Below are 26,253 nucleotides of genomic sequence, written 5' to 3' on the forward strand. Positions count from 1 at the left end.
CCGTCCAGACGGTACAGTTTCAAATGGAATCACCGTAAGCCTTTAGGGAATGATGGACACATGCCACGAAAACCAGTTGCCAGGGATTCAGTCTTGGATGCCTTCGAAGCCCTACTTATTGAGGTGGGGGAGCGTGCTGCCACACTCGACGCCGTTGCCAAGCGAGCAGGGGTGTCCAAGGGTGGGCTGCTCTATCACTTTCCCAATAAGGAATCGCTGATCGGCGCCCTGCTGGAGCGCTTGGATCGTTTGGCCCAGGAAGACATCGAAAAAATGAAGACTGCGCCCGATGGCAGCGCTGCCTACTTCATTCGGACCTCCCTGTGGGCCGGGACCCCAATGGACCGGGCGTTCGTGGCGGCCACACGGCTGGCAGAAGTCGCCCATGAGGAGACGCGTCGCAGGTTTGCCGGCATTCAACAACAGTGGCAGGACGTTCTGGCCGAGGATGTGGGTCCGGAGGTTGCCAAGGCGGTCAGCTATATGGGTGACGGCCTGTATTTCAATGCCATGTTCGAAGGCGGACAGGAGGGCGGTAACGCCGGGCGGGAGGCCGACGTCGAGATCCTGCTCGGAGTCTTGGACCGGCTCCGCAAGTAGCGGGCCACCCATTTGCGGCGACGCCTCCGACGTAGGACAATTGAGCCTTGTGGTGCGTCTTTACAGGGGCACGCAAACAAGTGAATATGCCTTTGATCTGCGGCGGGAGAGTCCTGCAAGCAAGTGATGCGGGCGCCGTAGGAGCAAACCCTCCCCAGGAATCTCTCAGGCCCACGCACCGCCGCGGCGAGGCAACTCTGGAAAGTAGCAGGCCTTTTGCCGCGCCCGTTGGCGCGGACGAAATGCTGTGCTCACCGAAGGTGCAAGCGATCGTTGTATAAGCAACACGCGGAAACTCTCAGGTCCAATACAGAGCGGGGAGGAACCCGAGCCGCTGTGGCGTACCCAAACGCCGCCCAAGTAATGGAGTTCCTTCGTGACGGTTAGTTCAGCCTCCACCACCTTCGTCGATCGGCATATTGGCGCCCGCCGCCAGGCCGACATTGACACCATGCTCAAGACGGTCGGCTACGACACCGTTGATTCGCTGGTTGATACGGCCGTTCCCAAAGACATCCGCCAGGACGTTGCCCTTACCCTTGAAAACGCGCTCAGCGAAGTTGAGGTGCTGGCCGAGCTGCGCAAGCTTGCGTCCAAGAACAAGACTGCCGTCCAGATGATCGGTCAGGGCTATTACGACACCGTCACGCCGCCGGTTATCCGCAGGAACATCCTCGAATCCCCGGCCTGGTACACGGCGTACACGCCTTACCAGCCGGAAATCTCGCAGGGCCGTCTGGAAGCTCTGCTGAACTTCCAGACCATGGTCCAGGACCTCGTGGGCCTGCCGATTGCCAACGCCTCCCTGCTGGACGAAGCTACGGCCGTGGCCGAGGCCGTCCTCATGATGCGCCGGGCCAACAAGAACAAGGAAGCCCACGACGGGAAGACCGTCCTGGACGCCGACTGCCTCCCCCAGACCATCGCCATCGTGAAGGGCCGCGCTGAGGCGCTCGGCTTCGAGGTTGAGGTCGCTGACCTTTCGCTGGGCCTCCCTGAGGGCGTCATCAACGGCGTCGTCCTGCAGCAGCCCGGTGTTTCGGGCCGCGTGTTCGATCACTCCTCTGTGATTGCTGAGGCCAAGGAACGCGGCGCACTGGTCACGGTCGCAGCAGACCTGCTCTCCCTGACGCTCCTCACCCCTCCGGGTGAGCAAGGTGCTGACATCGCCGTCGGTTCTGCCCAGCGCCTCGGCGTTCCGCTGTTCTTCGGTGGCCCGCACGCCGCGTACATGGCCGTCCAGAAGGGTCTCGAGCGTTCCATGCCGGGCCGTCTGGTGGGCGTTTCCAAGGACGACGCCGGTGTCCCCGCCTACCGCTTGGCGCTGCAGACCCGCGAGCAGCACATCCGCCGCGAGAAGGCCACGTCCAACATTTGTACCGCGCAGGCGTTGCTGGCCATCGTCGCATCCATGTACGCCGTCTACCACGGCCCCGAAGGCCTGAAGGCAATCGCAGAAACGGCCCACGGTCACGCCCGCACCCTTGCGGCGTCACTGAAGGCTGCCGGCGTCGAGGTCCTCCACACATCCTTCTTTGACACCATTACGGTCCGCGTTCCTGGCAAGGCTGCCGAAATCGTAGCTGCTGCCGAGGCCAAGGGCATCAACCTGCGCGGCATTGACGCTGATCTCGTGGGCATTTCTGTTGACGAGACCACTACATCGGAGATTGTTCGCGGCGTCCTGGATGTCTTCGGCGCTTCGGTCACCGAAGCCGTGGAGGGCTTCGCACTGGAGGCCTCCGTTGAGCGTTCGAGCGACTTCATGCAGCACCCGGTATTCAACACGCACCGCTCCGAAACCCAGCTCCTGCGCTACATCCGCAAACTCTCGGACCGTGACTTGGCCTTGGACCGCACCATGATTCCGCTGGGTTCCTGCACCATGAAGCTGAACGCCACGGCCGAGATGGAAGCCATCTCTTGGCCGGAGTTCGCCTCCATCCACCCCTTCGCTCCGGATTCCCAGACCGAGGGCTGGCGTGAACTGATCAAGGATCTTGAGTCCCAGCTGACCGAAATCACTGGTTACGACCAAGTCTCCATCCAGCCGAACGCCGGCTCCCAGGGTGAGCTCGCCGGACTCCTCGCGATCCGCGGCTACCACCTCTCCAATGGCGATGACCAGCGCAACGTCTGCCTGATTCCTGCTTCTGCGCACGGCACCAACGCAGCCTCGGCTGTGTTGGCCGGCATGAAGGTTGTCGTGGTGGCTACGGCCGCTGATGGCACCATCGATCACGCCGATCTGGCGGCCAAAATCGAGGCCAACCGGGACGCCCTCTCGGCCATCATGATCACCTACCCGTCCACGCACGGTGTTTACGACGCCGATGTCCGGGAAGTCTGCGACGCTATCCACGAAGCCGGCGGACAGGTCTACATTGACGGTGCAAACCTCAATGCGCTCGTTGGGCTCGCACAGCCGGGCAAGTTCGGCGGGGATGTCTCCCACCTGAACCTGCACAAGACGTTCTGCATCCCGCACGGTGGTGGCGGACCCGGTGTTGGTCCTGTTGCTGCGAAGGCGCACCTGGCGCCCTTCATGCCTGGTGACGCTGCTTCCTGGACCGAAGGCAAGGACGTCCCGATTTCGGCCTCCCGTTTCGGTTCGGCTGGCGTACTCCCGATTTCCTGGGCCTACGTGAAGCTCATGGGCGGCCAGGGGCTCACCGAAGCCACCAAGTCAGCGCTGCTGGCTGCGAACTACATTGCTTCCCGGCTCAACGAGCACTTCCCCGTGCTCTACACCGGCGAGGGCGGACTCGTGGCTCACGAATGCATCCTGGACCTCCGTGAACTGACGGCCAAGACCGGCGTCACGGCCGAGGACGTTGCCAAGCGACTCATCGACTTCGGCTTCCACGCTCCCACGCTGGCGTTCCCCGTTGCCGGAACCCTCATGGTGGAACCGACGGAGTCCGAGGACCTCGTGGAGATCGACCGCTTCATCGAGGCCATGATCACCATCCGTGCCGAAATCGAGCAGGTCGCCACTGGCGATTTCACTGTTGAGAACTCGCCGCTGCGCAAGGCACCCCACACGGCTGCCGCCGTCGTAACTTCTGACTGGGACCGCGCATACCCGCGTGAGCAGGCAGCGTTCCCCGTCCACCACCTCAAGCAGGACAAGTACTTCCCGCCGGTCGGACGTATCGATGGAGCTGCAGGGGACCGCAATCTGGTCTGCTCCTGCCCACCGATCGAAGACTTCGAGAACTAGAAGGTACGCAGTATGACTGAGAACTACACAGCCCTTTACGAAGAGCACAAGAAACTCGGCGCGTCCTTCACCGACTTTGGTGGCTGGCAGATGCCGCTCAAGTACTCCTCCGAGTTGGCCGAGCACCACGCCGTCCGCAAGTCCGCCGGCTTGTTCGACCTCTCCCACATGGGCGAAGTCTGGGTTACCGGACCGGCCGCGGCAGCGTTCCTGGACTATGCGCTCGTCGGCAAGATCTCCGCCATGGCCGAAGGCAAGGCGAAGTACTCGCTGATCTGCCAGGAAGACGGCGGCATCATCGACGACCTGATTGTTTACCGTCGTGGTGCGGAGAAGTTCCTCGTTGTGCCCAACGCAGGTAACGCTGTAGTTGTCGCCGCCGCCTTGCTGGAACGTGCCGCCGGTTTTGACGTGGTTGTTGAGGACGCTTCCGCGGAGACCTCGTTGATTGCAGTTCAGGGGCCGCTTGCCGAAGCGATCCTTCTGCGCCTCGTCCCTGCGGAGCAGCACGGCCTGGTCACCGACCTCAAGTACTACGCGGCGGTTGAAGTTCCGTTCACGTTCGACGGCGGCACCCAGGAACTGCTTCTGGCACGCACCGGATACACCGGTGAAGACGGCTTCGAAATCTTCGTCGCCAACGAGTCCGCTGCAGCACTGTGGCAGGCCATTGCCGGGGTAGCTGAAGAGGGCGAGTTGGTTCCGGCAGGACTGGCTTCCCGTGACTCCCTGCGCCTGGAAGCCGGGATGCCGCTCTATGGCAACGAGCTGTCCCGCGAAGGAAACCCGTTCGCGGCAGGGCTCGGTCCCGTGGTCGCACTTTCCAAAGAAGGCGACTTCGTCGGCAAGGCCGCCCTCGCCGCTCTCAAGGCTGACGGCGCTGGCTCCACCAGCGGGCGCAAGCTCGTGGGGCTCAAAGGCCTGGGCCGCCGCGCCGGACGCTCCCACTACCCGGTCCTCAAGGATGGGGCAGTGGTAGGCGAAGTCACCTCCGGCCAGCCCAGCCCCACGCTGGGTTACCCGGTTGCGTTGGCGTACGTCGACGTCGAATTCTCGGAGGTCGGGTCTCAACTCGACGTGGACCTTCGAGGAAAAGCTGAGCCGTTCGAAGTTGTCGCATTGCCGTTCTACAAGCGAGTTCGCTAGTTAGTCGCCTTTTGCCCGGCGAGTCCCGCCTCCTCTGCATGCTCCCCACCGTCTCCCTCGCCTCGCAAGCTCGGCCAGGGGACCCGGACGGCGTGGCCCCCGTCGGAGATGCACCCGCTGAGCGGATGCGATGCTCCCTTAGACGCATGCTGCCGGAGGCTGGCCCCGCGAGGGCCGCGTGGTGGGGCAGCGGATTCCGGAAGCGTGCGTCAAAGCGACGAAGGAGCAGCACGCGGAGGAATTCGGTGCCCCACCACCCAACCCAGCCACAGCTTTTGACCAACCATAGTTAGGAAACAGAATGCCCAAAGTAGCGCCTGAACTTCAGTACTCCGACGAGCACGAGTGGGTTTCCCGCGGGGAGGGGAACCTGGTGTCCGTCGGGATTTCCGAGGTTGCCACCGACGCGCTGGGTGACATTGTGTACGTTGACCTCCCTGAGGTTGGCTCCGCCGTCACTGCGGGCGAGACATGTGGCGAGGTTGAGTCCACGAAGAGTGTTTCTGACCTGTACTCGCCCGTCACTGGTGAGGTCACCGAGATCAACGACGCCGTTGTGGGCGATCCGGCACTGATCAACAACGATCCTTATGGCGCTGGTTGGCTGTTCAAGGTCGCCGCTGAGTCTGAGGGCCCTCTGCTTTCGGCCGAGGAGTACGCCTCCAAGAACGGCGGAGACCTGGGCTAAGACCTGTGTGGCCCGTGGGGGCCGACGTCCTCCGTGCGTGCTTGCTTCCTCCGATTCGTTGGCTTGCTGCAGAGAATGCCGTGCGCGCGGCATGTTTGGCAGCTGAGCCCCGAAATGGAACGCGATGGGCGTAGCGTGGGATTGTAGGAACTAAATAATTTGCGACGCCGGGTTGCCGCCAAAAGGGGCCGCCCGGCGTCGTTGTTCGGTCGCTTTCCGCCACGAGCGGGGGAGACCATCCGCCAGGACCATCTGGTGGACCGTTTTCAAGCTTTGTTAGGGATCACGGCTATGGCTGTTGGTGTTTTCGATCTGTTCTCTGTGGGTATTGGCCCGTCGAGTTCTCATACTGTGGGGCCGATGCGGGCTGCGGCGGTGTTCGCTGCTGAGTTGCGTGAGTCCGGTGTGCTGGGCTCGGTCGCTGGGTTGCGGGTTGATTTGTATGGGTCGTTGGCGGCGACTGGCCGTGGTCACGGGACGATGACTGCGACTCTGTTGGGCCTTGAGGGTTACCATCCGGAGTTGATCCTGCCCGATGAGGTGGAGGAGCGGCTCGCGGCGATTGCTGAGACGGGTGTGCTGAATCTTGCCGGTGCCTCGGGCGAGGTTGGTGCTGGGGTTCAGTTGCCGTATGCGGTGGAGGATATGGTGTTGCATCCGTTGACGGTGTTGCCGCGGCATACGAACGGGATGAAGTTTGCCGTGTCTGACGCGGAGGGGAATGTTCTCAGGGAGGCGACGTTTTTCTCGGTTGGTGGCGGGTTCATTGTCCGGGAGGGTGAGGAGGACGCGGCGCGGGCGGAGTTGGAGGAGACGAAGGCGGAGTTGCCGTTGCCGTTCCGGACGGCTGCTGAGTTGCTGGGCAGGTGCGCGTCCAAGGGCCTGGGGATCAGCGACATCATGTTCATCAACGAGCGTGCGTCCCGGTCCGAGGAGGAGATCCGGGAGGGGCTCCTTCATATCTGGCATGTGATGGAGGCGTGTGTTGAGACGTCGCTCAAGCGTGAGGGTGTGTTGCCGGGCGGGTTGAAGGTCCGGCGTCGTGCTCCTGATTGGTTGGAGCGGTTGCTCAAGGAGGACAAGGACCGCAACGATCCGAAGTATTGGCAGGAGTGGGTGAACCTGATCGCGTTGGCGGTCAATGAGGAGAACGCTTCCGGTGGCCGGGTGGTCACTGCCCCGACGAACGGCGCGGCGGGGATCATCCCGGCGGTGTTGTATTACGCGTTGAATTACGCCCCGGGCATGGATAAGGCCACGCAGGTCGACAAGGACGATGTGGTGGTGAAGTTCCTGCTCGCCGCGGGTGCGGTGGGTGTGTTGTATAAGGAGCAGGCGTCCATTTCGGGTGCTGAGGTGGGGTGCCAGGGTGAGGTGGGCTCGGCGTCGTCGATGGCTGCTGCCGGGTTGGCTGAGGTGATGGGTGGTACGCCGGGTCAGGTGGAGAACGCGGCGGAGATCGCGATGGAGCACAATCTGGGGTTGACGTGTGATCCGATCGGGGGGTTGGTGCAGATTCCGTGTATTGAGCGGAACGCGATCGCGGCGGCGAAGGCGATCAACGCCGCGAAGATGGCGCTCTGGGGTGACGGGACGCACCGGGTGTCGTTGGATGAGGTGATCGTGACCATGCGTGAGACGGGCAAGGACATGTCCTCCAAGTACAAGGAAACCGCGATGGGCGGCCTGGCCGTCAACGTCGTCGAATGCTGAGTCTGTTTACTGTCAGTCCCTAGTGCCATGCTGTATCCATGAGCGGGGGATACGACAGGGATTTCTTGCGGGCACGCCTTGAGCTGCCCAGTCCGTCGGCAACGACGATTCTTTTGGACTACATCCACTTCTCCGTGCGTTTCCGGGCTGCCCGGAAACTCGCGGCGATAGTCGGCGTCAACATCAACGGTAAGGAACTGAGTCCGCTGGCTCGCGAGGGCACATGGCATTTCGATGACAGGATCCCCAAAGAGCAGCAGGCCGGGCCGGACGTCTACAAGAACAATGCCTTCGATCGCGGGCATCTTGTGCGGCGCCTGGATCCCGTCTGGGGTGACGAGGCCACGGCCAAGAAAGCCAATCAGGACACCTTCGTCTTTACCAACGCGGCACCGCAGGTGGACGACTTCAACCAAGGCAAGGAACTTTGGGTGGGGCTCGAGGACCACGTGTTGGAGCACGCGGACGCGTACGACGCCAAGCTTTCGGTGTTCACCGGACCCGTACTTCTCGACGACGACCTTCCCTACAGAGGCGTACAGGTTCCGCGGAAGTTCTGGAAAATCGCAGCGTGGACCAACGATGCCAAGCTCGCCGCCGCGGGCTTTGTGTTGGACCAGTCTCCATTGCTCGGCAAAGTTGAGCTGAACAGAGCCATCGACCAGCGGCTCCTGGAAGGCGAACCGCCGCCCTTGGGACCGTTCCGGACCTTCCAGGTTCCCATCGGCCAGATCGCAGACCTGACCGGACTGAGTCTCAGCAGACTCGCCAACGCGGACCGGCTGGCCAGCGGCCAGCGGGAACTCGGGAAGCAACCGAAAGCCATCAAGTTGGAGAGCCCTGATCAGATCCGGCTGTAAGGACACGAACGCCCCCTTTATACGTGTCGCGGCCATGAGCTTCGTGACGCCCAAAGATGACTATTTCTTATACATCTCTAAATATTTCGGTTTTGATTGCCGGAATCATCATCCTGATTGACGTTCAACCCTCGGCTCTGTATTTTCGGTTCTGCTGGGGGGCGCCATTGTGGACCGGGTTTACAATGCACGAGTAGCCAGAATTTCACTACTAGAGAGATGGACTGGTGACATGAGGAAAATTGCCAAATTTCTGGCCGCATCGGCCGTAGTCATTCCGGTTTCAATTGGCGTGGGTGCGGGCCCGGCAAATGCCGGGGCTGATCAGACCTGCGCCAACGGTAAGGTCTGTTTGTTCCAGAGTTCAGTATGGAATGGAACGAAGTACTCTAACAACTACGCGGCAACCTACGTCGGTGACGCTGCTAATGATCCGACATCAAACATTGTGGGATACACCACGAATCCAGCCTACAGGTACGTCATGTTCTACGAGCACCTGAACTTCGGCGGCAACTCCTTTTACATGAAGGAAGGGCAAGCAATCAGCTATCTGGCCGACATTGCCTACCCCGGTGGCGGCAACTGGGACAATCGCATCTCGAGTCACGACGAAGCCTACTGATTCCGCCTCACGCAAGATACAGCTATCGCACTGCATAGAAGAGTTGGGGGAGGCAAAATGGCGCGGCATCCACTGGGTGTGCTCGTGTTGGTAGTTGCATTGGCCGGATGCAGCGCCAACTCGCAGCCTGGCGGAGTGGATGCCGCGTCCTTGCCTTCCGTGGACCGAGCAGCATATGCCGGCGTGCACGCAAAACTGGATCCGGCTACGGCGACCATTTCGTTGCCCATGGATGCGTATGAAGCGACGCCCGACGAATCAATGGTCATAACGGCGGCCAATATGTATCTCATAGAGGATTGCATGAAAAACGCCGGTGTCACGATGCCAGAGAAGCACGGGGATCTGACGGTCAAAGCCGATCAGTCGTATGGCGTTTGGGTTCCCGAACTTGCGGCAAAATACGGATATGACAAGCCGATCATCCGTATTGTCTCGGGCATTTACGATTCCCAGACGAGGGAATCAGTGGATGTAAACGTCAAGAAATACTTTGAATGCGATAACGCAACGGTGTCGAGTCAGATATCTCCGTTCCGAAGCAGAATCGCCGGTGAAGACTCATTGCTGACAAACATTAGCAATGACTCAAATGCGTTATCTGAGCGGGATCCTGACTGGAGGGAATCACGCGACGAGTGGATTGCGTGCCTCAAGGATGCCGGAATTTCTATGCGGCAGGACTCACCGGACGCCTGGGTGCCTTCATACCCTTCGGACAAGCAAGGCGAAATCAGGACAGCTATACAAGATGCGAACTGCAAGCAGGAAACCAAGGTAATGCAACGCATCTCGGATATCCGAGCGCAGTATCAATCTGCCCTGATTGCCGCCAACCAAGCCGCTATGAACAAGCTCGCTGATGACAAAACCGAGGCTCTGGCCAAAGCGAGGACGATTCTGCGGCAACATGGCAAAGGTGCCGCTTGATGCCTTTGCAACAAGACGAGGAAGTTAAGGTCCCGCGTGTTCCGCGACTCCGGCGAATCATTGGCTTGTTGGTCATAGTCACGGCTGGAATGGCAGGTTCTTTCTTTGCCGGAAGCTACGTGAAGTCACCCCAGTCTGTGGCCCTCGACGCCGTCAACACTCCAGTCCAGGTGACTGCGACAGTGGAGCGCAGGGCCTTGGCGAGCACACTGATCGTTCCCGGGAGCATGACTCCAGGAACGTCGGTGGGCGTCACAGCATCAGTACCTCCAGGGACTGAACGCGCCGTCATCACCCGCATGCTGGTTGCTGTTGGCGACACGCTAAGGCCAGGGACGATCGTTGCGACTGTGTCCGGGCGTCCACTCATTGTGATATCAACCTCCGTCCCGTTGTATCGGGACCTGAAGGATGGTGACACCGGCCAGGACGTTTCCGCCTTGCAGAATTGGCTTCAATCCATAGGGTATCGGCCCAGCACAACCGGAGTATTTGATAAGTCCACCCAGGAATCCGTGGCGGCTTTGTACCGTGACGTTGACCAGCCAGCACCAAAATCCGACGACAAGAAGGCTATGGTCCGGTGGAGGGAGTTTGTTCAAATTCCAGGTGATGAGGGCTCGGTGACAAGCGTCGCTGCTTCAGGAGCCGTGCTAACGGACGATCTTTTGGTAGCTACCGCGCAGACGGCCCCGGACGTGGTCGTGGGACGGGCGTCTATCACCCAGGCTGAAGCTCTCACAGTTGGCCAGGCCGTCGCGCTCGAAGCCAGTGGGTACAACGCTCAGGGCGTCATTCAGAGCATCGGGGTTTTCGACCAAGGCAATCCGGAAAAGGGGACGCTTCCCGGAATGGACATCATCGCATCCGTTCCGGATGATCCCAACAAACCCAAGCCGGGTCAGCCTGTGTCTGTCAGCGTTAAGGAGCCGGTCCAGGAGACCTTGGCAGTTCCGCTGACCGCCATCAAGCAGGATGACATCGGGACGTACGTGACTGTGCCAAGTTCGGAAAAGGACGCCGGTGAGGGCACATCGGCGGAAAGAATTGACGTGACCGTGACGGGGCAGCGCGATGGCTGGGCCGCCTTGGCCGAGACTTCGAAGCTGGAACCTGGAACAACGGTCGACGTGTCGTGAACATGCTGGCGCCAAGCCCCGGCAGGATTCCCCTGCTCCGGTTGGAAGGCATCGGGCGCTTCTATGGAGGAGCCGATTTACCTACTGCGGCCCTTCAAGACATCAACCTTGAAATCTGCGAGGGTGAATTCGTTGCGATCATTGGTCCCTCAGGATCCGGCAAATCAACGCTACTGAATATTCTTGGACTGTTGGACCGTGCATCGGATGGCAAGTACTCGATCAACGGTGCAGACGTATCACGGATGGCAGAGAAGCAACGCGACTGGTTGCGATCGCGAATGTTCGGGTTTGTCTTCCAAGCCTCGCATGTGATCGTGGATGAATCGTCCGCACGGAATGCAGCGCTCGGCCTTCGTGTGCAAGGCGTCCGCCACGTGGAACGGGAGTTGGAAGTAACTAAGGCCCTGCTGCGCGTTGGGTTGCTCCACAGGGCAGGCGTGCTCGGCAAGAACCTCTCTGGAGGGGAGAGGCAACGTCTTGCCTTGGCTCGTGCTCTCGCGACGAAGCCCAGGATCCTGTTCGCAGACGAACCCACGGGCAATCTGGACAGCGTCAATACTCAGAGCGTCATCGCGGATCTCAAGGCTTTGAATCGAACCGGGGTGACAATCGTCGTCATTACGCATGATCCGATCGTCGCCGCCGCGGCAGACCGCCAGATTGTCATCGACGACGGACGACTGGAGAAGCCCGATGGGCTGGGTTCCCCTGCCTTGGCCGCTGTTCACGAGCCCATGGGCGGCCGCCCGGATCCAACTGAAGTTCTCTCCCCAACCTCACTGTGTAGACGTCTCAATCTCTTGATGGATGATGCCTATGATGCGTTGGCATCCCTTACCTCTAAGGCAGGCAAGGCCCTGCTGCTCATTCTTGCGTTCATGCTGGGATCGGGCGGACTGGTTGCCTCGGTGGGCCTTAGCCAAAGCGCGTCCGCACAGGTTTCCGAGCGCTTGGCCGAAGCCGCCTTGGATGAAGTACAAGCTTCTAGAAGCACACCCGGGGTGCAGCCCGCGAACGCTGACATCGCAGCCTTGCGAGGTCAGAAGGGGAAGGTAGAGGATCTTCACGGAGTCGTCGCAGTTGGTTTGCGCGTGGAGTTGGCGACTTCTGAATTTCGCCCCACACGCTTTCAGCCAAATAGGGGAATCCAGGAGGACGACTTCGCAGGGTCACTCTTGGCCGTGGACTCGACCTTCCTCGACATTAGCCAGGCCGTAGTTGAGCCTGCTTCTGCGTTAGCTCTCCTGGACAATTCCTTTGGAAAGCCCGTAGCAATAGTGGGACACGATACGGCCGCCCGTCTAGGGATTCCTTCTGCGGGTCCGGGCCAGAAAATTTGGATCGGTGGGCAGCCCGTTCCAGTCGTGGGCATAGTACAGCAGCCCGGACGGAACCCGGTTCTTGCAGACAGCATCATCCTGGGAATCAGCGCCTACCCATCCACTGCTTCTGACAACCCACTATTTGTGGTCCGCACCCTCCCTGGGTTTCCAGCGCCACTGGCCGACGTCATCCCTTTAGCCCTCGACGCCACCCATCCCGAGTACTTCACAGTAAATACCGTGGCCGACCTTCGCTCACTCCGAAAAGGAGTCAACAATGACTTGGGCGTATTGATCAGTGTCATCTCGTGGCTGCTGCTGGCACTCGCCTGTCTTAGCGCTGCTACGTCCATGTATCTGACTGTGCAAACCCGAAGATCGGAGATTGCACTCAGGAGGGCCCTCGGTATGAGTCGCTCCAGCATTGGCCGGATGTTTATCTTCGAGGGCTTGCTTGTGGGATTGGGCGGTGGACTGGCTGGGGGAACGCTCGGAGTGCTGGGAGTTCTGGCCTTTTGCCTGAGCCAACAGTGGACACCGGTGCTGGGGCCTGAAGCAGTGTGGACCGGAGTTGCCGCTGGCGCAGTTACTGGTGTTCTTTCTGCGACGTATCCAGCGATTGCGGCGTCCAAAGCGGATCCGGCCCAAGCTATTCGCGCGTAGTTCGAACGGGCAACTCACCGGGAGTCGGGCTATTTTCCTCGGCCCGATAGACTTGAGGCTGCATGTCCGCATGGGCACTTGCTTCTGAGCACCGATTTGAACACTGCACCAAACCCTGAGATTGGACACGGCCACCTTGCGAGAATTTACCGCCCGCTTTGCCACCGCCGAGGAAATCGATAACTGGGACAAGCACGTCACAGCCAACCCCAATGGCGGCAACATGCTGCAGTCGGACGCATATGCGGCAGTCAAGGACGGCAACGGCTGGTTGGTCCGCCGCCTGGTTCTGGAGACCGCCGAATATTCCAGCTACAACCTTCTCCTTGAGAAGAAGTTCCCTGTCCTTGGCCGCCTTTGGTACCTCATCAAGGGACCGGACGCTTCCTCCATTGATGACATCAAGCCGATGCTTGGCTCAATCGCTGCACTTGCACGTGAGCAGAAGATGAATGTGTTCTCCATCAAGATCGAGCCAGACATCGTTGCATCCAGCGAGGCGACGGCTCAGCTCGCGGCCGCCGGGCTGATGAAAGCCCCCAACATCCAGTCCAACGACTCAACAGCGCTGCTGGATATTTCGGCCCCGGCCAATGAAGTGCTCCGCAGCATCTCATCGCGGGCCCGCAACGCGGTCCGCAGGGCAGAACGTGAAGGATGCGAAGTCTTTCCGGCTGAGCCTGGCGAGGACAGCTACCGCAAGCTCTACGCCCTGATGCAGGACACAGTGAACGCCAAGGGTGCCATGCCGTTGCGGAGCTACGAGTACTACTCCCGTTTCTGGCACGAATTCTGCAGCCGGGGCCAAGGGCACTTCTTCTTTGTCTACGAGGACGGCGCACCCAGCGTCGGAGCTTTCGTTATCAACTATGGTTCCAAGGCAACCTACAAGGATGGCGGCTCCACGCAGAACCGCAAGCAATACGGTGACTCGCATTTGGTCCAGTGGGCTGCGATCCAGCGGATGCAGGATCTGGGCTGCGTTGAGTACGATTTCTGTGGCACGCCGCCTGCCGCCCGGATCAAGGACAAGACCCACCCTCTATTCGGCATGGGTTTGTTCAAAACGAGTTTCACCAAGACCGTTACGGACTTCGTCGGCTGCTATGACCTTGTCCTGGGACCAATCCGCTACAAGCTGTGGCTCAAGGGTGCAGAGCGCGTCTTCCGCCGGCTGGAAACTATGCGAACCGGCGGACAGTTCTACTGAGAACCGGCACCAACCCAACACACTTCAGGCCCGCCCCGGCCACCAACGGGCGCAAATCTATCTAGGTGAGGTAATTTCTTTGACTCCGATCGAGGCTGGAACCGGCATGGAATTCGTGATTCTCAGTGACGCTGATTTCGAGACATTTGCCAAGGGACACCCGCAAGGCAGCTTCATCCAGTCCGTGGACCTGGCGCGTTTCCAGCGTGCCCGCGGCCAGGAGGTGGAGCTCTTTGGTGTGACCCGCGGTGGCAGCCTGATCGCCGCCGGAAAGCTCGTCTACACCGCCAACCGCTTTGGCTACAAGGTCTGCGACTGCGCAAAGGGACCACTGCTGGACTACAACGACGCCGAAGCGGTGCGGTTCGTCGTCGAGCAGTTGAAAAAGCATGCGGCCTCGAAGAAGGCTGCTGAGCTGCGGATCTCACCGAACGTCAAGTACATCGCCCGCGACGAGGACGGCGCCGAGCACCCGGAGGTTGAGGACAACCGTCCACTGCTGAAGGTACTGGCAGGGTTGGGCTTCAAGCACCAGGGCTTTGAGATGAACTTCGCGAACATCAATTGGATGTTCGTCAAGAAGCTGGACGGGATCGTCGATTCTGAAGAGCTCATCATGGGCATGAATTACCGCACGCGCAAGGCCATCCGGAAGGCCGAAAAGAACGGCGTTTACCTGGAGCAGGCCACCCTGGAAACGCTGGACGACTTCTACAACGCGCTGAGCACTGCCGGCGACGAAAAGGGCTTCACCTACCGCGAGCGTGACTACTACGAGCAACTGCTCCGCAATACCTCGGATGAGTTCACGAAGCTCATGATGGCCAAGATCAACATCCCCGAATACCGGGCGTCGATCACTGAGCGTCTGGATGCCGAAGCCAAGACGCTCGCGGACCTCAAGCGCGACGTCGAGGAAACCGGGAGCAAGAAGAAGGCCAACCGCATCAAGGTGGTCCAGGACCTCGTGGACAGCTACGAGCGAAGCCTCAAGGATATTGAACGCTTCCCCGACTCGGTGGGCGTGGCTACCGTGGCGGCAATCCACTTCGCTTGCTCCGGCGATGAAATCGTGTGCGTGATCGGCGGTACTGTCCAGGACTACATCTACTTCAACGGAGCTACGTCGCTTTACTGGGGCATGATGCTGCACGCGCTCAACAATGGCTACTCCCGCTACAACTTCTACGGCACGTTCGGCATTCAGGGCCAGGATGAAACCGGTCACGGCGGCTACGAATTCAAGAAGGGCTTCGGCGGCGAAGTGGTCCAACTGGTGGGCGACTTCGTTGCACCAGTGAACGTGCCAGTGTTCACCGCTTACCAGGCGGTCAGGAAGCTTGCAGCTGCCGCCAAGACGGTCCTGGCAAAATTGCCGGAGCCTGGAAACCTGCTGAGTAAATTCCGGGGGAAGAACTAATCAACGAAGCCAAGGGAGGAACACTGCGTGACTGAACGCCCTGAGGGCTCCGGCGGCAGGCCTCACACTGACGGCTTGCCCAAGACCCAGCCGATGCGGCCATCGCAAATCCGGCAGAACGCCAATGCCAAACGCATGCTGATGCGCTTGGTGCAGGGCGATAGCCCGCCCACAGCCCCCATGAACATCGTGGACCGGCTCGCGGGAAGTCCCTACGCCAACCCAACTATCCAGGTTGTCGGCGTCGACGCCTCAGCGCGCAAGACCATCGACTTCGCCCTGCATCTGGCCGAAGTCATGTTCCGCTACGGTGCAGGCGCCCTTGAAGTTGAGACCAGCATGATTGCGGTGACTGCCGCCCTTGGCTTGAAGAACGTTGAAGTGGACATCACCAACCAGTCGGTGGCCATCAACTATGCGCCAAAGGACCAGACCCCCATCACGTTGTTGCGTGTGGTGCGCTCGTGGACCAACAACTACGCCGGCCTCGCCCAAGTGCATCAACTGGTCACCGACATTGTGGCCGGGGGAGTTGGCCGCGACGAGGCAGTCCGTCGGTTGAATGACATCGTCCGGAGTGCCAAGCCCTTCCCTCGCTGGATGGTCACGGTTGCCTTCGCTGTCTTCGCCGCGGTGTTCGTGGGCGTACTGGGCGGCGGTCCGGGCGCTTCAGCCTTGGCCTTTGGCTCCAACTTGCTGATCAGCCTGGTTGCGCGACAACTGAGCCGGTGGCGCACCCCGGACTTCTTCATCACCATGTCGTGCTCGTTCCTGGTTACATTCATCGCGCTCATGTTGCGTTGGGCGGGCGCGGACATTGCTCCGTCCATTGTGGTTGCGGGCGGGATACTGTTGTTGCTTCCAACAGGGAGGCTTGTGTCCTCCGTGCAGGACGCCATCAACGGCTTCCCCGTCACGGCAGCAGGACGATTCCTCTCCACGCTGCTCACCTTCGGCGCGATCGTCGCTGGCATCGCCGTCGCCGTCGTGGTCGGAACCCTCATGGGCAGCGCAGTCCTGGACGTCACCCAAACATTCCCGGATGCGTATCCTTTGTGGGGCCAAGCCATTCTGATTGCGATAGCGGTAGTGGCTATCGGCGTCACCGAACAGACGCAGATGCGTTTGTTACTCCCGACGGCGGCGGTCGGCTTGGTCGGCTTCTTCGTCTTGTGGGGGGCTACCACTGCAGGGTTCGGCGACCGCTTGTCGCCGGCAGTTTCGGCGGTGGCCATCGGCCTGCTGGCTCGGGTAGTAGCGCTAAAACTTGGTGCTCCCCAACTTGTGGTTGCTGTTCCGGCGGCGCTCATTCTGCTGCCCGGCCTGACTATATTCCGTTCAATGTATGTATTGACCATCGAGGAAGCGGACATTCTTCAGGGTGCCGGAGGCATGCTGAATGCAGGCGCGATCGTCCTGGGAGTTGCTGCAGGAATCGTGCTGGGGGACAACTTGGCGCGGCCGCTCACAAAGGGTCTGTCCAGCAACGAGCGCCGCAGGGTACGGCGGCGCTAGATCACTTCTGGCCGCTAGATCAGTCCCGGCTTTTAAATCTGTCCTACGGGAAGCTTCTTCTCTGCCTGGAAAACTTCCTCTACCCGGCCCTGGGCCCAGTAGCCGGAGAGGGAAACCTGCGAACGTTCCAAGCCGCGCTGGGAGAAGAAGATCTGGCGCAGACCCTTCATATAGCCCCTTTCGCCATGCGCAAAGACGTCTACGCGGCCGGGCAGCCACTGCATGTCGCGAAGCGCGTCCAGCAACAACTCGCTTGATCCGGCCGGCACTCCGTTGCGCTGCAGCCAACGGAGTTCCAGGCCGGCAGGAGCAGAGATAGGCAGGATATCCTCGGCACTGTCCACCTCGAGGAACGCAAATCCACGGGCTTCCGGGGCAAGTGCCTCTATGCACGCTGCGATGGCTGGAATCGCGGCGTCATCGCCTGCGAAGAGGTGCCAATCGGCGTCGGGCGCGGGGTTGTAGGCACCACCGGGGCCGGTAAAAATCAGCGGGTCCCCAGGTTCGGCTGCCGCTGCCCAAGGCCCCGCCAGGCCCTCGTCGCCATGGACTACGAAATCAATGGCCAGTTCCCGTTCTTCAAGGTTGACCCAGCGGATGGTGTAGGTCCGGGTGTGCGGCCATTGCTCACGTGGCATCGTCTCGCGGATGGCCCACAGGTCCAGCGGAAGTTGGTAATCAACGCCGGGCTGCGGAAAAACGATCTTGACGTATCGGTCCACGTATTCGTTGTTCGCATAGTCGCTGAACCCTGGGCCGCCAGCGACGATCCGCACCATGTGGGGTGAGAGCCATTCTTTGCGCAGGACGGTCAGGTTAACCTGCGGGCGCGTGTTCCGGGTGGCGGACGAGGTGACGGGGAGAGCAGCCATGTAGGCAAGCCTAAGCTAAATCGTTGGGTGTCACCTGGGTATGAGTCGAAGGTTACAAGACGGGTAGTTCCCAATTGACGGGCTCTGCGCCCTGTGCCGACAACAGCTCGTTGGCTCGGCTGAACGGCTTGGAACCAAAGAAACCACGGGATGCCGAAAGGGGGCTCGGGTGCACCGAAGTGATTGCCGGGGTGCCATCCAGCAGTGGCATGACCGCTTCGGCGTCCTTCCCCCACAGAATCGCTACCACGGGACTCCGGCGTCCCGCGTCGTCGGTGCGATGGGCTACCGCCCTGACGGCCGCCGTCGTGATTGCCTCCCAGCCTTTGCCGCGGTGTGAGCCAGCGCTCCCTGCCGCGACACTCAGGACGCGGTTCAGCAGCAGTACGCCTTGGTCCGTCCAAGCTGTGAGGTCGCCGTGGATGCGTGGCGGCAGCCCGAGGTCTTCGTGGAGTTCGCGATAGATGTTTGCCAGGCTTCGGGGGATCGGCCGCGTATGCCGCGAGACGGCAAAGGAAAGCCCGACGGCGTGTCCCGGGGTTGGGTACGGATCCTGGCCAAGGATGAGTACTTTGACGTCAGCCAGTGGCCGGGAGAAAGCCCGGAGAAGGTTGGTAGCTTGAGGAAGGACTTGGATCCCTTGGGCAGCCTGAGCGGCAACAAAGGCCAAAGCTTCACGGAGTTGGCCTTCCACGGGGCGCAACGCGTCCGCCCAATCCGCGGCCATGAGCTCTTCCAGGGGTTGGTCAACAAGCTCGGCGAAGCCCGAGTCGGCAACGCCGGCAGGTTCCAGGTCAAACAGTGCATCCTCACCAGTCACCCTGTCATTGTCTCCTCCATGGCATCGGCGGTGCGAATGACAGCGTTGTTATTCGCCCGTAACATGGGGGTAGGACATTTTCCCCCAATCAGCGTCAAGGAGTGTGCCGTGGCAGAACCAGCACCGGAACCAATGGCGCCGGAGTCTACCGTTTTGGCACTTGAAGACCTGGCGGCAGAGACCCGCAGCGACTCACCTTTGAGTGACCGTGATCAGCAGATGTTGGCGTTGGAGCGGCAATGGTGGAAGTACGCCGGCGCCAAGGAACAGGCGATCCGTGAGCTCTTCAATCTCTCCGCCACGCACTATTACCAGATCCTGAACGCACTTATCGATACGGAAGATGCGTTGGCCCACGATCCAATGCTTGTGAAGAGATTGCGTAGACTACGTACGTCGCGCCAACGTGCGCGGACAGCGCGCCGTTTGGGGTCCGACGCGTAAATCGCCCGGCTGATAGTCAGCAGCAACCAGCAAGGACAAGGCTTCACCATGACCAAATTTGCCAAGGATGAATTCGACCGGGTCCCACAGAACAGCTCCCGGCAGGGTGTGCACCGTGACGCCCAAGAGACGGTCCGCCCCAATTTGTGGCCGGTACTGACCGTAGGAGCCGTCGCCCTGGTGCTGGGACTCGTCGCTTTCCTGATACTTCCGCGGCTTGGCCTGGTGGCCCCCGGTGCGTCCACAAGCGTTTCGACGCCGGCGCCCCAGCAGAGCGAAACCTCCCCGTCTGCTGCACCTACCGAATCAAGCAACGCCCCCATCGCTTCCGGTGAGCCGAGCCCGGGTACCACACCCTCGGGCGAGACCTCGGCAACTCCTTCTTCCGCGCCCGTGGACAAGACCGTCGCTGTAGCCGTCTACAACGGCACGGCTACGGCCGGGCTTGCCAGCCGCGTCGCAGGGCTGGTCCAAGGCGACGGCTGGACACTGGGAACTGTGGGGAACTGGGGAGGCCTGCCGCAGCAGTCTTCCGTGGTCTTCTACAACGTGCCCGGTCAGAAGACGAACGCAGAAGCGCTCGGCAAGCTTCTGGGTATTTCTGCGGTTGTTGAATCTCCCGAAATACAGCAGCCGCTGGTTGTTGTTGTGGGACCTGGCTACCAGTAATTTCGCTGACTTTCAGCCGTTTTTCACCGGGTTCCAAGCCTTCAAAGCGGCAACTCGGTTAAGCCTCAATAACAAAAGTCATGCTGGACCCCTCCGCGGCAGCGCGCGGATAGTGACTGTGGTTACAGTGGATTGATTCCGGTCCGGAGATCCCGGCAACCGGTCTTGGCTACTGTGAAAGTGTGGGCATCATGGCTTTGGGAACCGTCAAATGGTTCAATGCCGAAAAAGGGTACGGCTTCATCACTGTGGATGACTCCGGCGACGACGTCTTCGTGCACTGGTCCGCTATCCAGATGGAAGGCTTCCGCGCTCTTGAGGAAGGCCAGCGGGTGGAGTTCGAATTAGGCGAAGGCCAGAAGGGTCCGCAGGCCGAAAGCGTCCGCGTGGCATAGTCCCTTCGGCCGTCACGTCAGCTAACGGCTGAAACCCCTTTGTTTATAGCGCAAAGTGGCACTTCTGCTTGCACTCTCCCCGGTCGAGTGCTAATTATTGATTTAGCACTCCTACGCTTCGACTGCTAACTGCGGCCCGGTTTACGCCGGCGGTGGACGGCTCTCGAAACGGAGGAGGATCAAGAAACACCTTGGTGGGGTGAGGTTCGGAGCGCGGGGCATACAGAGGCCGCAAGCAAAGGACCGTCCGTCGCGGGCACTCCATCTGACAGGTTCCTTCTTAACGACTGTCCCGAAAGGACTACCGCCGTTATGGCCAAGATCATTGCATTTGATGAAGAGGCACGCCGCGGCCTCGAGCGGGGCCTGAACATCCTCGCCGACGCCGTCAAGGTCACCCTCGGCCCGCGTGGACGCAACGTCGTCCTCGAAAAGAAGTGGGGCGCCCCCACGATCACCAACGATGGTGTTTCCATCGCCAAGGAGATCGAGCTGGACGATCCTTACGAGAAGATCGGTGCTGAGCTGGTCAAGGAAGTTGCCAAGAAGACGGATGATGTCGCTGGCGACGGTACCACCACCGCTACGGTTCTCGCCCAGGCACTGGTCAAGGAAGGCCTGCGCAACGTTGCCGCCGGCGCCGACCCCCTGTCCCTGAAGCGCGGCATCGAGAAGGCCGTTGAGGCCGTCATCTCCGAGCTGCTCGCCTCCGCCAAGGAGATCGAGACCAAGGAAGAGATCGCAGCTACGGCTTCCATCTCCGCCGGCGACCCGGAAATCGGCAGCCTCATTGCCGAGGCCCTGGACAAGGTGGGCAAGGAAGGCGTCATCACGGTCGAAGAGTCCAACACCTTCGGCCTGGAGCTCGAACTCACCGAAGGCATGCGCTTCGACAAGGGTTACATCTCCGCTTACTTCGTCACTGACGCTGAGCGCCAGGAAACGGTCCTCGAGGACCCGTACATCCTGATCGTGAACTCCAAGATCTCCAACGTGAAGGAACTCGTCACGGTTCTGGAGAAGGTCATGCAGTCCAACAAGCCGCTGCTGATCATCGCTGAAGACATCGAGGGCGAGGCCCTGGCCACCCTGATCGTCAACAAGATCCGTGGCACCTTCAAGTCTGTAGCCGTCAAGGCTCCCGGCTTCGGTGACCGCCGCAAGGCACAGCTCGCCGACATCGCCATCCTCACCGGTGGCCAGGTCATCTCGGAAGAAGTTGGCCTCAAGCTGGAGAACGCTGGCCTGGAACTCCTCGGTACCGCCCGCAAGGTTGTTGTTACCAAGGACGAGACCACCATCGTTGAAGGTGCCGGCGACGCCGAGCAGATCGCAGGCCGTGTTGCCCAGATCCGCGCCGAGATCGAGAACTCCGATTCCGACTACGACCGCGAGAAGCTGCAGGAACGCCTGGCCAAGCTGGCCGGCGGCGTTGCAGTCATCAAGGCCGGTGCCGCAACCGAGGTTGAGCTCAAGGAACGCAAGCACCGCATTGAGGACGCAGTCCGCAACGCCAAGGCTGCTGTTGAAGAAGGCATCGTCGCCGGTGGTGGCGTTGCCCTCATCCAGGCTGGCGCCAAGGCATTCGCCAACCTCACCCTCCAGGGTGACGAAGCAACCGGTGCCAACATCGTCAAGGTTGCCATCGATGCTCCGCTGAAGCAGATCGCCTTCAACGCTGGCCTCGAGCCGGGCGTTGTTGCCGACAAGGTTCGCGGCCTGCCTTCCGGCCACGGCCTGAACGCTGCCACGGGTGTCTACGAAGACCTGCTGGCTGCTGGCGTCAACGACCCCGTAAAGGTCACCCGCTCGGCTCTCCAGAACGCTGCTTCCATCGCTGGTCTCTTCCTGACCACCGAGGCTGTAGTTGCCGACAAGCCTGAGAAGAACGCTCCGGTTGCCGGTGGCGACGATATGGGCGGCATGGGCGGCTTCTAAGCCTCCTAAGCTGTAGCGTCACGCATTAGAGCAAACGACTGCGGTCCTCACCATTTTGGTGGGGACCGCAGTCGGCGTTAAGAACCAAGTAGGTGTAAAACCAAATAGGGGACAGATCGGGCTCTTATGAGGGCCCGTAGCGGGAGGTGCTGTCCCCAGTTGGCACTAGCACGCTTTCAGTGTCTGTGTGGTCTGGCAGGATTGAAGGCATGACGATTATTGCTGCCGCCGATGGCTCTGCCCTCGGCAATCCTGGGCCGGCCGGTTGGGCCTGGTATGTTGACGACTCCTGTTGGCGCGCAGGAGGTTGGCCCCACGGCACCAACAACATGGGCGAGCTCATGGCTGTCCTGGACTTGTTCCGCTCCACCGCCCACCTACCGCAAGAAGAACTGCTGATCCTTTGCGACAGCCAGTACGTCATCAACTGCATCACCAAGTGGATGCCCGGATGGAAGCGGAAGGGTTGGCGCAAGGCTGACGGAAAGCCCGTCCTGAACGTTGACCTCCTCAAGGACATCGACCAAGCAATCGTCGGGCGCAAATACACATTTGAATGGGTCAAGGGCCACGCCGGACATGACCTCAACGAGGCAGCAGACGAGCGCGCACGCGCCGTAGCCACCGCCTTCCAGCAGGGCACGGCAGCTCCAATCGGACCAGGGTATACGGGTTCAGGCCAAGTCTTGGCCGAGCCTGTTCCTGCCGCAGCGGCCGCCGGCAGCGTTACGAGCACCAGCCCAGTTCGCACAACCGCTCCCGTTCCCACAACCGCTACAGGTCCCCAGACCAGAGCTGGGCTCAGCTTCCAGTCCCACTCCGAACCCACGCTGTTTGGGGAGTCGGGTATCTTCGGCCAGCCGGATCTCTTCAGTGAACTGGACGAGGATGCGTCCGCCCGGGAGGTGCCCGCAGAGGAAATCGTGGTTGCCTTGGAGCGCGAGCTCCTGCGCCCCGACGTGCGCACTGACATCGGCAGGATTGGAGTATTGCTTCATCCCGACTTTGCCGAGATTGGAAGCTCCGGTCGCTTCTGGACCCGGGACGCCATGATGGTCGCCCTTGAGGAGGACCCAGGCGAACCCATTGAGTTGGAAGTTCTTAGCGCCGATCGCCTGAGTGAGAACACTATCCTGCTGAACTACCGCAGTTTCGCGCATTCAGGTTCGGCCCTCCGCAGTTCCGTTTGGCTGCTGGACCGAGGCCAGTGGCGGCTCCGATTCCATCAGGGAACCCCCGAAAGCTGACCCAACTGGAGGCACAGGAGGCAAGCACAGGAAGCAAGCAACGGGCTTTGATGACCTGCGGGGCGGCTGCACAGGGGGAAGACAGCCGGCCCCGCAGGAGCTTATAGGTAGCTGGACCTCGTGTGTAGTTTGACCGTGGAGCCCCTTAGTAGGCGAACCGCTGGGTGTTGCCCTGCTCCACTTCGAGGTAGCTTGCGGCCGCCGACGCTAAAGCCATGTTGATGGACGCCAGTGAGCCCTCGACTTTGTTTTGCGTCAGGGACCATTCAAAGACAAGCGATTGGAAGTTGGTGGCAGCGGAACCTTTCCACGTGGCTTGAAGCTCGTCCAGTCCTTGCTTCATGGCTTGCACGTCCGTGCTGATGCGGTCAACGGTTGCTTTGACGTTGGACGACTTGAGCTGAAGGAGCTCAGTGTCGACGGAAATGACGCTCATGGGTAATGCCTTTCGACGATGATGTTCCGCTGGTCGCGGCGGTGTGCGTGGCCACAACATTGAGCCTAGGCAGCCGCCTGGGGCCGGGGAACAACCATTCGTCGCTATGTGGATAACGGCTCTGTTGAAGGGCCGCTAGAGGTAACGCCGCCGCTGGGGACGCCAGCATGACTGGCATATCGGCGTTATTGGGATATCAGCTCCGCGGGCTCCTCGCGGAACGGGAGGCTGACCACCAAAGTTGCGCCGCCGCCGTCGGTCTCTTTCACCCGGACGCTGCCCCCATGCGAGCCAACGATGGCAGCCACAATGGCCAGTCCGAGGCCACTGCCGCCGGTTTCACGGGTCCGGGACGTATCGGCACGGTAGAAGCGTTCAAAGATCTTGTTGGTCTCAGCCTCCGGAATGCCGGCCCCGTGATCCCGTATCTCGATGACCGAAAACGCGCCTTCAGGACTGGTCCGAACACCAACTGCGAGTTCTATCGGGGTGCCCTCTGGCGTGTAGCGGAGGGCGTTGCCCACCAAGTTGCCGATTACCTGCCGAAGTTTGGCCTCATCCCCCTGGACCGGGGCTGGGGTGGGGGACGATCCGTCGAGCCCGATGAGCGTAATGTTCCGGTTGCCCGATGAGGCTTTGGTATCCACTACGGCGTCGTGCGCCAACAACTGAAGGTCCACCGGCTTGAGCTGCAACGGCCGCTGCTCGTCCAGCCGGGCCAAGAGGAGCAGGTCTTCCACCATGGACCCCATCCGCTTGGCTTCGCTTTCGATTCTGCCCATGGCGGTGGCGACGTCTTCGGGAGTCGCCAGCGCGCCGTGGCGGTAAAGCTCAGAGAAACCCCGGATGGTGACCAAGGGGGTCCGGAGCTCATGGGAAGCGTCCGCGGCGAAGCGGCGCATCCGGGCTTCCGAAGCGGCGCGTGCCGCAAAGGAGGCCTCAATATGGGCCAACATTGCGTTCAATGAAGCGCCAAGCCGGCCCACCTCTGTATGGGGGTTGTCGATTTCCACGCGTCGGGAGAGGTCGCCTGCGGCGATCGCTGCGGCTGTCTTCTCCACCCTTGCCAGGGGCCTGAAGGATCGTGCCACAGTCCAAGTAGCGATGAAGAACGCCAGAACCAGGGTCAGCAGGCCAACGCCCACCACCACCAGCACGGCGTGTTCCATGACTTTGTCCACGGGCGTCAGCGGCAGGCCGATAATCACTACGCCGTTCTGCCCGTTGGCCACGACGCCCACGGCGACGACACGCCAGTTGCTACCGGCGGTGCCGCGCACCTGGAACGGTGCATTGCCACGCGCTTTGGCCTCGGCAGGAGTAATGTTCGCGATCGCCGGACGGTCGTCTTGCATGCCGCCAAAGGCGTACGGCGAAAGCCCTGGAACGTACAGGGTCAGCGAGTAGTCCGTGGGTACGGCAGGGTTCGGCTCGGACAGCTTGTCGAATGACTGCTGGTCCTGGGCCAGCGCGACGGCGGCCTTGAGTTTGTCGTCCACCTGGCCTTGCAGGTAGCTCTTGACGAGCGTCAGCGTGCCAGCACCCGTCGCGGCCAGCGCGAGGAGGAGCAGCCCCATGATGATGGCGACGAGCTGCGACCTCAGGGACGCCGATTTCCAGCGTTGCAGCAACGTCAGCGCTTCTCTGCCGTTCGCAGCACGTAGCCCACTCCGCGCTTGGTTTGGATGAGGGCTGCGGCATCGGGGTCGATGTCCACCTTGCGGCGCAGGTAGGAGATGTACGACTCAACGATCGAGGCGTCGCCGTTGAAGTCGTATTCCCACACGTGGTCGAGAATCTGTGCCTTGGAGAGAACGCGGTTGGGGTTCAGCATGAGGTAGCGCAGGAGCTTGAACTCGGTGGGGGACAGCTCAATGACCGTGCCACCGCGGCGGACCTCGTGGGCGTCGTCGTCGAGTTCGAGGTCGTCCACCCGGATCACGGCGTCGTCGTCCTCAAGGGGCTGTGTCCGGCGCAGTACGGCGCGGATGCGGGCCACTACTTCGTCAAGGCTGAATGGCTTGGTGACGTAGTCGTCCCCGCCCACAGTCAGGCCCGTTACCTTGTCCTCGGTGTCGTCCTTTGCCGTCAGGAACAGAACAGGGAAGTGTTTGCCCGCGGCACGGAGCCGACGCGTCACCGTGAAGCCGTCCATGTCGGGCAGCATGACGTCCAGGACTGCGAGGTCGGGGGCATGAAGGTCGGCGGCGGCCAGGGCTTCGCGCCCATTGGATGCGGCAACGACCTCGAAACCTGCAAACCGCAGGGACGTGGAGAGAAGCTCGCGGATGTTGGGTTCGTCGTCGACGACAAGGAGCTTGGCTTCGGGGCCGTTCTTTTTCATGACACCCATGATGCTCCCAGTTTCTGTGAGT

23 protein-coding genes and 1 riboswitch are annotated in these 26,253 nt (G+C 60.9%); of the genes, 18 read left to right on the forward strand and 5 right to left on the reverse strand.

Annotated features, from left to right (window positions below; translation table 11 throughout):
- The first annotated feature begins 60 nt into the window (after positions 1 to 60).
- The 13 genes from LDN90_RS04385 (at position 61) to LDN90_RS04445 (ending at position 17,057) form a co-directional block, all read left to right on the forward strand.
- Positions 61 to 600 (forward strand): TetR/AcrR family transcriptional regulator, encoded by a 540-nt coding sequence (locus LDN90_RS04385; protein WP_216926987.1) that lies wholly within the window; start codon positions 61 to 63, stop codon positions 598 to 600.
- A 93-nt stretch (positions 601 to 693) separates the two neighbouring features.
- Positions 694 to 791, forward strand: a riboswitch (glycine riboswitch).
- Positions 792 to 976: 185 nt separating this feature from the next.
- Complete coding sequence (gcvP, locus tag LDN90_RS04390; protein ID WP_223948058.1) at positions 977 to 3,823, forward strand: aminomethyl-transferring glycine dehydrogenase; 2,847 nt, start codon at positions 977 to 979, stop codon at positions 3,821 to 3,823.
- Between the two features lie 12 nt (positions 3,824 to 3,835).
- Positions 3,836 to 4,969, forward strand: coding sequence for a glycine cleavage system aminomethyltransferase GcvT (gene gcvT / locus LDN90_RS04395; RefSeq protein WP_223948059.1), 1,134 nt, complete (start codon positions 3,836 to 3,838; stop codon positions 4,967 to 4,969).
- A 301-nt stretch (positions 4,970 to 5,270) separates the two neighbouring features.
- Positions 5,271 to 5,657, forward strand: coding sequence for a glycine cleavage system protein GcvH (gene gcvH / locus LDN90_RS04400; RefSeq protein ID WP_216926990.1), 387 nt, complete (start codon positions 5,271 to 5,273; stop codon positions 5,655 to 5,657).
- 291 nt (positions 5,658 to 5,948) lie between these two features.
- Complete coding sequence (locus LDN90_RS04405) at positions 5,949 to 7,370, forward strand: L-serine ammonia-lyase (RefSeq protein WP_223949236.1); 1,422 nt, start codon at positions 5,949 to 5,951, stop codon at positions 7,368 to 7,370.
- Between the two features lie 38 nt (positions 7,371 to 7,408).
- The gene (locus LDN90_RS04410; RefSeq protein WP_223948060.1) at positions 7,409 to 8,230 is read left to right on the forward strand and encodes a DNA/RNA non-specific endonuclease; all 822 of its coding nucleotides are present in this window, start codon (positions 7,409 to 7,411) and stop codon (positions 8,228 to 8,230) included.
- Positions 8,231 to 8,462: 232 nt separating this feature from the next.
- On the forward strand, positions 8,463 to 8,855 hold the full coding sequence (locus LDN90_RS04415) for a hypothetical protein (protein WP_223948061.1): 393 nt from the start codon (positions 8,463 to 8,465) through the stop codon (positions 8,853 to 8,855).
- Positions 8,856 to 8,912: 57 nt separating this feature from the next.
- Positions 8,913 to 9,785 (forward strand): hypothetical protein, encoded by an 873-nt coding sequence (locus tag LDN90_RS04420; RefSeq protein ID WP_223948062.1) that lies wholly within the window; start codon positions 8,913 to 8,915, stop codon positions 9,783 to 9,785.
- Complete coding sequence (locus LDN90_RS04425) at positions 9,785 to 10,924, forward strand: peptidoglycan-binding protein (protein ID WP_223948064.1); 1,140 nt, start codon at positions 9,785 to 9,787, stop codon at positions 10,922 to 10,924. Before LDN90_RS04420 ends, LDN90_RS04425 begins: the two co-directional genes overlap by 1 nt.
- A gap of 2 nt (positions 10,925 to 10,926) precedes the next feature.
- Positions 10,927 to 12,912 carry an ATP-binding cassette domain-containing protein gene (locus LDN90_RS04430; RefSeq protein WP_223949237.1) on the forward strand — a complete coding sequence of 662 codons (1,986 nt, stop codon included), beginning with the start codon at positions 10,927 to 10,929 and terminating at the stop codon, positions 12,910 to 12,912.
- A gap of 121 nt (positions 12,913 to 13,033) precedes the next feature.
- Entirely contained in the window at positions 13,034 to 14,122 is a 1,089-nt protein-coding gene (locus LDN90_RS04435) for a peptidoglycan bridge formation glycyltransferase FemA/FemB family protein (protein ID WP_223948065.1), read from the forward strand.
- A 106-nt stretch (positions 14,123 to 14,228) separates the two neighbouring features.
- Positions 14,229 to 15,542 (forward strand): peptidoglycan bridge formation glycyltransferase FemA/FemB family protein, encoded by a 1,314-nt coding sequence (locus tag LDN90_RS04440; protein WP_223948067.1) that lies wholly within the window; start codon positions 14,229 to 14,231, stop codon positions 15,540 to 15,542.
- A 27-nt stretch (positions 15,543 to 15,569) separates the two neighbouring features.
- Positions 15,570 to 17,057 (forward strand): threonine/serine exporter family protein, encoded by a 1,488-nt coding sequence (locus LDN90_RS04445; RefSeq protein WP_223948068.1) that lies wholly within the window; start codon positions 15,570 to 15,572, stop codon positions 17,055 to 17,057.
- Positions 17,058 to 17,089: 32 nt separating this feature from the next.
- On the opposite strand, the gene LDN90_RS04450 is transcribed toward LDN90_RS04445, so the two are convergent.
- Together LDN90_RS04450 and LDN90_RS04455 are read right to left on the reverse strand one after the other, a co-directional pair.
- The gene (locus tag LDN90_RS04450; RefSeq protein WP_223948069.1) at positions 17,090 to 17,929 is read right to left on the reverse strand and encodes a siderophore-interacting protein; all 840 of its coding nucleotides are present in this window, start codon (positions 17,927 to 17,929) and stop codon (positions 17,090 to 17,092) included.
- Between the two features lie 52 nt (positions 17,930 to 17,981).
- Positions 17,982 to 18,749, reverse strand: a complete 768-nt coding sequence (locus LDN90_RS04455; RefSeq protein ID WP_223948070.1) for a uracil-DNA glycosylase — start codon at positions 18,747 to 18,749, stop codon at positions 17,982 to 17,984.
- Positions 18,750 to 18,881: 132 nt separating this feature from the next.
- Here LDN90_RS04455 and LDN90_RS04460 point away from each other — a divergent pair, with 132 nt between their 5' ends.
- The 5 genes from LDN90_RS04460 (at position 18,882) to LDN90_RS04480 (ending at position 23,442) form a co-directional block, all read left to right on the forward strand.
- Positions 18,882 to 19,193, forward strand: a complete 312-nt coding sequence (locus LDN90_RS04460; protein ID WP_223949238.1) for a DUF3263 domain-containing protein — start codon at positions 18,882 to 18,884, stop codon at positions 19,191 to 19,193.
- A 48-nt stretch (positions 19,194 to 19,241) separates the two neighbouring features.
- Positions 19,242 to 19,862 carry a LytR C-terminal domain-containing protein gene (locus LDN90_RS04465; protein ID WP_223948071.1) on the forward strand — a complete coding sequence of 207 codons (621 nt, stop codon included), beginning with the start codon at positions 19,242 to 19,244 and terminating at the stop codon, positions 19,860 to 19,862.
- A gap of 191 nt (positions 19,863 to 20,053) precedes the next feature.
- Positions 20,054 to 20,257 carry a cold-shock protein gene (locus tag LDN90_RS04470; protein WP_216926027.1) on the forward strand — a complete coding sequence of 68 codons (204 nt, stop codon included), beginning with the start codon at positions 20,054 to 20,056 and terminating at the stop codon, positions 20,255 to 20,257.
- Between the two features lie 312 nt (positions 20,258 to 20,569).
- The gene (gene groL, locus LDN90_RS04475; protein WP_216926028.1) at positions 20,570 to 22,195 is read left to right on the forward strand and encodes a chaperonin GroEL; all 1,626 of its coding nucleotides are present in this window, start codon (positions 20,570 to 20,572) and stop codon (positions 22,193 to 22,195) included.
- Positions 22,196 to 22,404: 209 nt separating this feature from the next.
- Positions 22,405 to 23,442, forward strand: a complete 1,038-nt coding sequence (locus LDN90_RS04480) for a ribonuclease HI family protein (protein ID WP_223948072.1) — start codon at positions 22,405 to 22,407, stop codon at positions 23,440 to 23,442.
- 145 nt (positions 23,443 to 23,587) lie between these two features.
- Here LDN90_RS04480 and LDN90_RS04485 read toward each other — a convergent pair whose 3' ends face one another.
- The 3 genes from LDN90_RS04485 to LDN90_RS04495 form a co-directional block, all read right to left on the reverse strand.
- Positions 23,588 to 23,878 carry a WXG100 family type VII secretion target gene (locus LDN90_RS04485; RefSeq protein ID WP_223948074.1) on the reverse strand — a complete coding sequence of 97 codons (291 nt, stop codon included), beginning with the start codon at positions 23,876 to 23,878 and terminating at the stop codon, positions 23,588 to 23,590.
- Between the two features lie 185 nt (positions 23,879 to 24,063).
- Positions 24,064 to 25,509, reverse strand: a complete 1,446-nt coding sequence (locus LDN90_RS04490; protein WP_223948076.1) for a HAMP domain-containing sensor histidine kinase — start codon at positions 25,507 to 25,509, stop codon at positions 24,064 to 24,066.
- A gap of 2 nt (positions 25,510 to 25,511) precedes the next feature.
- Positions 25,512 to 26,222 (reverse strand): response regulator transcription factor, encoded by a 711-nt coding sequence (locus LDN90_RS04495; RefSeq protein ID WP_026543233.1) that lies wholly within the window; start codon positions 26,220 to 26,222, stop codon positions 25,512 to 25,514.
- Positions 26,223 to 26,253 lie beyond the last annotated feature (31 nt).

It is taken from the genome of Arthrobacter sp. NtRootA1 (assembly GCF_019976975.1).
Classification (GTDB): domain Bacteria; phylum Actinomycetota; class Actinomycetes; order Actinomycetales; family Micrococcaceae; genus Arthrobacter; species Arthrobacter aromaticivorans.

Excerpts from the sequence above, each read along its gene's own strand:
- LDN90_RS04465 (WP_223948071.1), top strand. The coding sequence starts at position 19,242 with ATGACCAAATTTGCCAAGGATGAATTCGACCGGGTCCCACAGAACAGC.
- LDN90_RS04410 (WP_223948060.1), top strand. The coding sequence starts at position 7,409 with ATGAGCGGGGGATACGACAGGGATTTCTTGCGGGCACGCCTTGAGCTG.
- LDN90_RS04415 (WP_223948061.1), top strand. The coding sequence starts at position 8,463 with ATGAGGAAAATTGCCAAATTTCTGGCCGCATCGGCCGTAGTCATTCCG.
- LDN90_RS04430 (WP_223949237.1), top strand. The coding sequence starts at position 10,927 with ATGCTGGCGCCAAGCCCCGGCAGGATTCCCCTGCTCCGGTTGGAAGGC.
- LDN90_RS04470 (WP_216926027.1), top strand. The coding sequence starts at position 20,054 with ATGGCTTTGGGAACCGTCAAATGGTTCAATGCCGAAAAAGGGTACGGC.
- groL (WP_216926028.1), top strand. The coding sequence starts at position 20,570 with ATGGCCAAGATCATTGCATTTGATGAAGAGGCACGCCGCGGCCTCGAG.
- LDN90_RS04480 (WP_223948072.1), top strand. The coding sequence starts at position 22,405 with ATGACGATTATTGCTGCCGCCGATGGCTCTGCCCTCGGCAATCCTGGG.
- LDN90_RS04425 (WP_223948064.1), top strand. The coding sequence starts at position 9,785 with ATGCCTTTGCAACAAGACGAGGAAGTTAAGGTCCCGCGTGTTCCGCGA.
- LDN90_RS04460 (WP_223949238.1), top strand. The coding sequence starts at position 18,882 with ATGGCGCCGGAGTCTACCGTTTTGGCACTTGAAGACCTGGCGGCAGAG.
- LDN90_RS04485 (WP_223948074.1), bottom strand. The coding sequence starts at position 23,878 with ATGAGCGTCATTTCCGTCGACACTGAGCTCCTTCAGCTCAAGTCGTCC.
- gcvH (WP_216926990.1), top strand. The coding sequence starts at position 5,271 with ATGCCCAAAGTAGCGCCTGAACTTCAGTACTCCGACGAGCACGAGTGG.
- LDN90_RS04440 (WP_223948067.1), top strand. The coding sequence starts at position 14,229 with ATGGAATTCGTGATTCTCAGTGACGCTGATTTCGAGACATTTGCCAAG.
- LDN90_RS04450 (WP_223948069.1), bottom strand. The coding sequence starts at position 17,929 with ATGGCTGCTCTCCCCGTCACCTCGTCCGCCACCCGGAACACGCGCCCG.
- LDN90_RS04420 (WP_223948062.1), top strand. The coding sequence starts at position 8,913 with ATGGCGCGGCATCCACTGGGTGTGCTCGTGTTGGTAGTTGCATTGGCC.
- LDN90_RS04495 (WP_026543233.1), bottom strand. The coding sequence starts at position 26,222 with ATGAAAAAGAACGGCCCCGAAGCCAAGCTCCTTGTCGTCGACGACGAA.
- LDN90_RS04405 (WP_223949236.1), top strand. The coding sequence starts at position 5,949 with ATGGCTGTTGGTGTTTTCGATCTGTTCTCTGTGGGTATTGGCCCGTCG.
- LDN90_RS04385 (WP_216926987.1), top strand. The coding sequence starts at position 61 with ATGCCACGAAAACCAGTTGCCAGGGATTCAGTCTTGGATGCCTTCGAA.
- gcvT (WP_223948059.1), top strand. The coding sequence starts at position 3,836 with ATGACTGAGAACTACACAGCCCTTTACGAAGAGCACAAGAAACTCGGC.